Genomic DNA, 6,517 nt, shown 5'->3' on the forward strand with positions numbered 1-6,517 from the left:
GCGGCGTCCCCTCAGATCTGTCCCTCGCCGCCGCCACACGCGCACGCCGCGGCGAGGGGCGCACTGCCCACGCCGGCACTCAGCGCCGGAGTTCCAGCCAGGCACCGGCGGTTCGCCGTCGCGCCTCGGGTTACAGCAGGCGTGCGAGGGGCAGCGCCGCGATGTCGGGAGCGGGCCGGGAGACATACAGGTCGGTGTGGTAGAAGCCGTCCGCTTCCTTGTCCGCCGCGTGCAGTCCGTTCACAGCCAGGGCGTCGAACGCCGCGTACCGTTCTGCGCTGTCGGCGAAGCGGCGCTGCCGGAAGGTACGGGTGGGCAGTTTCTCCGTCACCAGGCCCGAGCGGGCGAGCAGATCGGCGATCGGCTGGTAGGGCACGGTGCGCAGCACGAACGCCGCGACCCACGGCGGGGTCGGCATGGAGTCGAGAAGCCTGGCGAAGGTCCGGGTGAAGACGTAGCCGACGCCGCCTGTGACGGTGATGAGGTCCGTGCCCGCCAGTGCGCGGCGCAGGGCGGGGCTCGGTTCCGTGACTTCGAGGTTCTCCGCGAAGGCGTGGTCGAGCAGGCCGACGGCGCGGGCGTATCCGACGGCCCGGGCTGCCGAGTCGATGCCTGTCGCCGTCGCGGCTTCCGGGCGGCGGCGCGCTGCGAAGAAGGTCCGGTCCTCGGCCGCGAGGTGCCGGGCCGACAGGGCGGAGAGGCGGTGGGAGGTGTAGCGGGTGGACAGGTCCGCCAGAGTGACGCGGTAGTTGAGGAGAGCCGTGTTGATCCCGTAGGAACAGCACAGATCCACCACGTTCAGTGGCGTCCGGTCGGGGTGCAGGCAGCGCAGGGCATGGGCCAGTGCCCGGAAGACGGCCTGGCCATGGTGGGGTATCTGGTACTCGAGGGGTCGCAGGGTTGCGAAGTACGGGCGTGGGTCGGGACAGTCGTAGATGTCGTTGAAGTTCGCTTTGCCCCAGTCGTCATTCGCGGTGGTGTTGCTCGCTCCTGCCGCCATGAGCGGTCTCCTGACCTGTGTTGGCCGGGGGAAGGCCCCGACGGCCACAGGGATAGGCCGGCGCCTGTGCGCTCGGCGGGCCGCGCCACGGCCCCACTCTGCCCTCTCCGGCACCCGGCGGCAGCCTGAAGGGGCCGATTGGGTGATTACGGTACGTAACCGGGGCGCGATTGACCCGGCCGCGGTGTGACACAGATCACTGCAGCGCGGTCCGCGCGGTGGACAGGGAGGGGTGTGGAGACTTCACTGCGCATCCGCGTGCGAGCCGGAGATCCGGATGCCTTCGGGCAGCTCTTCGACGAGTGCGCCTCGGTGGTCTACCGGCACGCCGTCCGGCTGACCGGCGACTGGGGCATGGCCGACGACATCGTGTCGCTCACCTTCCTGGAGGCATGGCGGCTGCGCGAGCGGCTGCTTCCGGGGGACGGCAGCCTCCGCCCGTGGCTGCTGGGGATCGCGACGAACGTCACGCGCAACACCACGCGGGCGGCGCGAAGACACCAGGCCGCGCTCGCCAAACTCCCACCGCCGGACCCCGTCCCGGACTTCGCCGACGAGGTGACCCGGCGCCTGGCCGACACCGAGGAGCTGGCCGCCGCGCAGAAGGCGTTGCGCACGATGCGCCGTGGGGAGCGCGAGGTGTTCACACTCTGCGTATGGGAGGGCCTGGACGCCGCCACGGTGGCCGAGGCCCTGGGCGTGGCCACCGGCACCGTACGGGCCCGGCTCTCGCGTGCGAGAAAGCGCCTGCGCAAGCTCACCGAGCTCGAACTCGTCCGCGGCACGGGCGGCGGCTACGGCACAGGCCGTACGGGCACCGACGGCGGCAGCGAGAGCACGGACGGCACGCGGGGCGCGGACGGCGGCGCCGGGCAGGGCGCGGTGCAACGCCCGGCCATGGTCGGACAGATACCGGTCAGCCGCCATCAGGCGGCCCGGTCCACGCAGGAGAAGAAGCGATGAACACCGACCCGCGACGAGCCGATCAGCCGGTCGACCTCCAGGAGCCGGCCGAGTTGCTGCCCGCCCCGGGCCGTCCGGTGCTCCGGCAGGACCGCCACCGCGTCCTGAAGGAACATCTGATGGAGCAGATCAGCAACGAGACCGTCTACGAGCTGTCGAGTACGACGGACACCTCACCCGCGTCTCCCGCCCCCCGGCGCCCCCGACGCCGCCTCGTCCTCATCGCGGCGCCGCTGGCGCTGGCCACCGCCGTGGTCGTGGGAGCGGTGGCGGTCGACGGCCTACGGGACGGTGAGGGCGGCGCCACCGGCGTCGGCGGTGACCCCAGGGCCGAGCACCGGCAAGCCGTGGAGCTGCTGGACCGGATCGCAGTGGCGGCGGCCGACCGCCCGGCAGTCAGGGCCCGCGACGACCAGTTCATCTACACCAAGTCCCAGGGACCCTCGTCCATGTGGGGCGGTCCCTCGAAGCTCGTACGAGACTCCAAGGGGAACGTCACGGGCACCAAGACGTACGAGGGGAAAACCCGCAGTGAGGAGTGGCAGCCCGTGTCCGGCAAGCGGGACGGTCTCCGGCGCCTCACCGGGCTGTCCCCCGACGGCGAACCCGCCCTCACCCAGACCCAGGACATCGCCATGTCGCCGGGGGGTCTGACCTTCCGGCAGCTCGAGGCCCTCCCCACCGACCCCGACGCGTTGCTGAAGAAGCTCAAGAGCGGCAGCGGGGTGGTGAAATCCCGGTTGACCGAGACGGTCTTCGAGAACGTCGGAGCCATCCTCGATCAGGCCACCCTGCTGCCCGATCTCAATGCCGCGCTCTACCGTGCCGTGGCCAAGCTGCCGGACGTCCGCGTCGTGGAGAACGTCAAGGATGGTGCGGGCCGGACCGGTATCGGCCTCACGTACGCGCGCCACAAGAAGCCTTACACGACCACGAGCGAGTATTGGGTCTTCGACTCGAAGAGCCTGACCTACCTCGGAACGGACACGAGCGCGCTCCAGGACGCCGCCGTCGCCGATGAGAAGGGCAAGGTGACAGCGGTCGGCGCGTCCTGAGCCGGCCGTCAAGCCGTTGAAGGGCGTCCGCTCCGGCGGGCGCACTTAACGGTCGCACAGGTGACGAGGCGTCACCTCGACCGGAAATCCGCTCGCGCGGACGGGCCCCGTACGGGAAGGATCGGCGCATACGCAGGCCCGTACAGCACGCGGACATCGCACGGGGAACGTCCACAGGACGCACCCGTTCAGCGCGTCGGAACGGCACAAGAGCAAAGGGTGTACCCCTGAGTACCCAGCAGGTCATCGAGTGGACCGAGGACGGCCGGACCCGGACCGCCCACTGGCGCTCCGAGAACGGCACGCCGCCGCCCCGGCGGATCGAGGTGGCGGACGACCGGATGCGCGCCGGCACCGCCCACCGCCTCGCCTGCGAGGGCACCGCGCTGCTGTGGCGCGGCGACTACCAGGGCGCCCGCCAGCTCCTGACGGCGCTGGCGCGCCGGATCGACCGCGGACCGCGCCGGGCCAAGGAGCGGCGGGCCCCGGCGGCGTCACCGGCCGAAGCGTTCCACCGGCACCGCCAGGCCCAGTCCCGGCGGGCCCGGCTGCTGGGGATGCTGCTGGTGCCACTGGACGCGGACTTCGGCGTTCCGCTGCGCCGGGCGCCGGACGTACGGCAGGCGTGCGCCGAGGCGTACGGCCCGGTGAGCGGGCGGCCGTCGGTGACCTCGCTGCCGGAGTTGCTCGGGCTGATCGGCGCGCATCAGTGGCGCCGTAAGGGCGTCAAGGTGCCGGCGCTGGGCGGGGACCACATCCATCCGCACTACGGGGTCTTCTCGCCGGTGCGCGGCGAGTACGTCGACCTGGTGGCCGAGGCCCCGCTGCCCACGCACGAGCTGGCCTTCGACATCGGCACCGGAACCGGCGTCCTGGCCGCCGTCCTCGCCCGGCGCGGCATCCAGCGGGTGGTGGCCACCGACCAGGACGCGCGGGCGCTGGGATGCGCCGGGGAGAACGCGGCCCGCCTGGGCCTGTCCGACCGGGTCGAGGTGGTCGAGGCCGACCTCTACCCGCCGGGCCGCGCCCCGCTGGTCGTCTGCAACCCGCCCTGGGTCCCGGCCCGGCCCTCCTCACCGCTCGAATACGCGGTCTACGACCCGTCCAGCCGTATGCTGCGCGGCTTCCTGAACGGGCTGGCCGGGCATCTGACCCCCGGCGGCGAGGGCTGGCTGATCCTCTCCGACCTCGCCGAACACCTCGGCCTGCGGCCACGCGCCGAACTCCTGACCGCCTTCGCCACGGCGGGCCTGACGGTCACGGCCCGCCTGGACAACCGCCCCACCCACCCCCGCGCCGTCGACCCCACCGACCCCCTCCACACGGCCCGCGCGGCGGAGGTCACATCGCTGTGGCGGCTGAAGGCGGGCTGAGCGAGCGCCACCGCATGCCCGCGCCGGAGAGCCCGACTCAGTTCCCCACGCCGAGACCGGACATGAACGCGGACGGGTATCGGTCGCCGCGCGCCGCGCCCCGTGGCAGCGCCTTCTCGATCTCGGCGAGGTCGTCGGCGGTGAGGGTCAGCTCCGTCGCGGGCAGCGCCTCGGCCAGCCGCTCGCGGGTGCGGGCGCCGACCAGCGGCACGATGTCCTCGCCCTGTGCACAGACCCAGGCGATGGCAAGCTGGGCGACGGTGCACCCCTTCGCCTCGGCCACCCGGCGCAGCGCGTCCACGAGGGCGAGGTTGTGTTCCACGTTCTCGCTCGCGAACCGTGGGCTGAACGCGCGGGCGTCGCCGGGGCCGGCGGTGCGGCCGGCCGTCCAGTGCCCGGAGATGAGGCCGCGGCCCAGGACGCCGTACGCGGTCAGTCCGATGCCGAGCTCACGGAGCGTGGGCAGGACGTCCGCCTCCACCGCGCGGGAGATCAGCGAGTACTCGATCTGCAGGTCGGCGACCGGGTGCACGGCCTGCGCCCGGCGGATCGTCGCCGCGTCGACCTCCGAGAGGCCGAGGTGCCGCACATACCCGGCGTCGATCATCTCCTTGATCGCGCCCACCGTCTCCTCGATCGGTACCGACGGGTCCAGCCGGGCGGGACGGTAGATGTCGATGTGGTCGGTGCCCAGCCGGGTCAACGAGTAGGCCAGGAAGTTCTTCACCGCCTCGGGACGGCCGTCATGCCCGCCGGCCCCGGGGCCCGGCCCCCGCAGCATGCCGAACTTGACGCTCAGCGTGTAGCTGTCGCGATCGCGGCCGCGCAGCGCCTCGGCGAGGAGCAGCTCGTTATGGCCCATGGCGTAGAAGTCGGCGGTGTCGATCAGCGTGACGCCGGCCTCCAGCGCGGCATGCACGGTGGCGATACTTTCCGTGCGGTCGGCGGCGCCGTAAGCGCCCGACATGCTCATGGCGCCCAGGCCCACGGTGGAAACGGCCGGGCCGGTGCTGCCCAGGGTTCGCGTCTGCATCGCGTTCTCCTTCGTCGTCGATCTGTCACCCACCCTGCGCCCGCGCCGCGACCCATGGGAGCGGAGCCTTCATCATGGGAGAGCCGCTCCCTGGATGGTTCGCGCGCCGCGAGGGACCCTGGGGAGATGGAACGTGACCAGCTCGCCGACTTCCTGCGCCGCCGCCGCGAGGCGATCCGCCCGGCCGAGGTCGGCATCACCGACGGCCCCCGGCGCCGGACCAGCGGCCTGCGCCGGGAAGAGGTGGCCATGCTCGCGGGCATGTCGGTGGACTACGTCGTACGCCTGGAGCAGGGCCGCAGCAGCCAGCCCTCGCCCCAGCTGCTCGGTGCGCTGGCCAGGGCGTTGCGCCTCTCCGAGGACGAGCGCGACCACCTGTTCCACCTGGCCGGCCACCAGCCCCCGCCCGCGGACGGCGTGGCCGGCCTGGCGCGCGCCGGTCTGATACGCATGCTCGACCTGCTCGGCGACAACCCGGCCCTGGTCCTGTCCGACCTGGGCGAGGTCCTGGCCCAGAACCGTGCGGCCGTCCTTCTGACCGGCGACCACACCGGCTTCTCCGGCGACCGGCGCTACGTCGCATACCGATGGTTCACCGACCCCGCCGACCGCGCCGTCGCCCCGCCTGAGGAGCAGGAGCACCACGCCCGCCAGCTCGTGGCCGACCTGCGCGCGGCCGCCGGCCGCCGGTCCGGCGACCCCACCGTCACCGGACTCATCGACCGGTTGCGGACCGCGAGCGCCGACTTCCGCCGGCTCTGGGCCGAGCACGAGGTGGCGGTCCGGCGCGCCGACCGCAAGACTCTGCTGCACCCGCGGGTGGGCCGCCTGGTGATGGACTGCGAAACCCTGGTCACTCCCGACCAGGGCCAGCTACTGCTGGTCCTCACCCCGGCGGACGCCGAGACCCGCGAGCGGCTGCAGCTCCTTCAGGTACTCGGCATCGAGGAATTCCCCACGGGGACGACGGACACGCCCATCCGGTGAAGCGGCCGACCCACGCCGCCCCGAAGGCACGCACACTCCTCCCCACCAGGAAGCGTCTCCCTGACGCGGGCGGCCGGGCCCGGCCGCCCGCACGGGGGCACCGGGC

Annotated in this window: 6 protein-coding genes; 4 read left to right on the forward strand and 2 right to left on the reverse strand. The window is 72.7% G+C overall.

The window, feature by feature from the left end; all coding sequences use genetic code 11:
• Positions 1-130: 130 nt before the first annotated feature.
• Positions 131-1,000 carry a hypothetical protein gene (locus tag J5X86_RS31230; protein WP_208520054.1) on the reverse strand — a complete coding sequence of 290 codons (870 nt, stop codon included), beginning with the start codon at positions 998-1,000 and terminating at the stop codon, positions 131-133.
• Positions 1,001-1,234: 234 nt separating this feature from the next.
• Between J5X86_RS31230 and J5X86_RS31235 the strand changes: the two genes are divergently transcribed.
• The 3 genes from J5X86_RS31235 (at position 1,235) to J5X86_RS31245 (ending at position 4,391) form a co-directional block, all read left to right on the forward strand.
• The gene (locus tag J5X86_RS31235) at positions 1,235-1,963 is read left to right on the forward strand and encodes an RNA polymerase sigma factor (protein ID WP_208520055.1); all 729 of its coding nucleotides are present in this window, start codon (positions 1,235-1,237) and stop codon (positions 1,961-1,963) included.
• Entirely contained in the window at positions 1,960-3,018 is a 1,059-nt protein-coding gene (locus J5X86_RS31240; RefSeq protein ID WP_208520056.1) for a CU044_5270 family protein, read from the forward strand. Before J5X86_RS31235 ends, J5X86_RS31240 begins: the two co-directional genes overlap by 4 nt.
• A 341-nt stretch (positions 3,019-3,359) precedes the next feature.
• The gene (locus J5X86_RS31245) at positions 3,360-4,391 is read left to right on the forward strand and encodes a methyltransferase (RefSeq protein WP_374229308.1); all 1,032 of its coding nucleotides are present in this window, start codon (positions 3,360-3,362) and stop codon (positions 4,389-4,391) included.
• Positions 4,392-4,428: 37 nt separating this feature from the next.
• Here J5X86_RS31245 and J5X86_RS31250 read toward each other — a convergent pair whose 3' ends face one another.
• Positions 4,429-5,424: an aldo/keto reductase gene (locus tag J5X86_RS31250; RefSeq protein WP_208520057.1), complete on the reverse strand. Its 996-nt coding sequence runs from the start codon at positions 5,422-5,424 to the stop codon at positions 4,429-4,431.
• A gap of 126 nt (positions 5,425-5,550) precedes the next feature.
• On the opposite strand from J5X86_RS31250, the gene J5X86_RS31255 reads away from it, so the two are divergent.
• A complete protein-coding gene (locus tag J5X86_RS31255; protein WP_208520058.1) occupies positions 5,551-6,411 on the forward strand; it encodes a helix-turn-helix transcriptional regulator in 861 nt (286 codons plus the stop codon).
• Positions 6,412-6,517 lie beyond the last annotated feature (106 nt).

Source organism: Streptomyces sp. NEAU-YJ-81 (assembly GCF_017592595.1).
GTDB lineage: Bacteria > Actinomycetota > Actinomycetes > Streptomycetales > Streptomycetaceae > Streptomyces > Streptomyces hygroscopicus_B.

What these genes read in the sequence shown, in the direction of transcription:
- J5X86_RS31230 (WP_208520054.1), bottom strand. Translation starts at nt 1,000, where the DNA reads ATGGCGGCAGGAGCGAGCAACACCACCGCGAATGACGACTGGGGCAAA.
- J5X86_RS31255 (WP_208520058.1), top strand. Translation starts at nt 5,551, where the DNA reads ATGGAACGTGACCAGCTCGCCGACTTCCTGCGCCGCCGCCGCGAGGCG.
- J5X86_RS31250 (WP_208520057.1), bottom strand. Translation starts at nt 5,424, where the DNA reads ATGCAGACGCGAACCCTGGGCAGCACCGGCCCGGCCGTTTCCACCGTG.
- J5X86_RS31245 (WP_374229308.1), top strand. Translation starts at nt 3,360, where the DNA reads ATGCGCGCCGGCACCGCCCACCGCCTCGCCTGCGAGGGCACCGCGCTG.
- J5X86_RS31240 (WP_208520056.1), top strand. Translation starts at nt 1,960, where the DNA reads ATGAACACCGACCCGCGACGAGCCGATCAGCCGGTCGACCTCCAGGAG.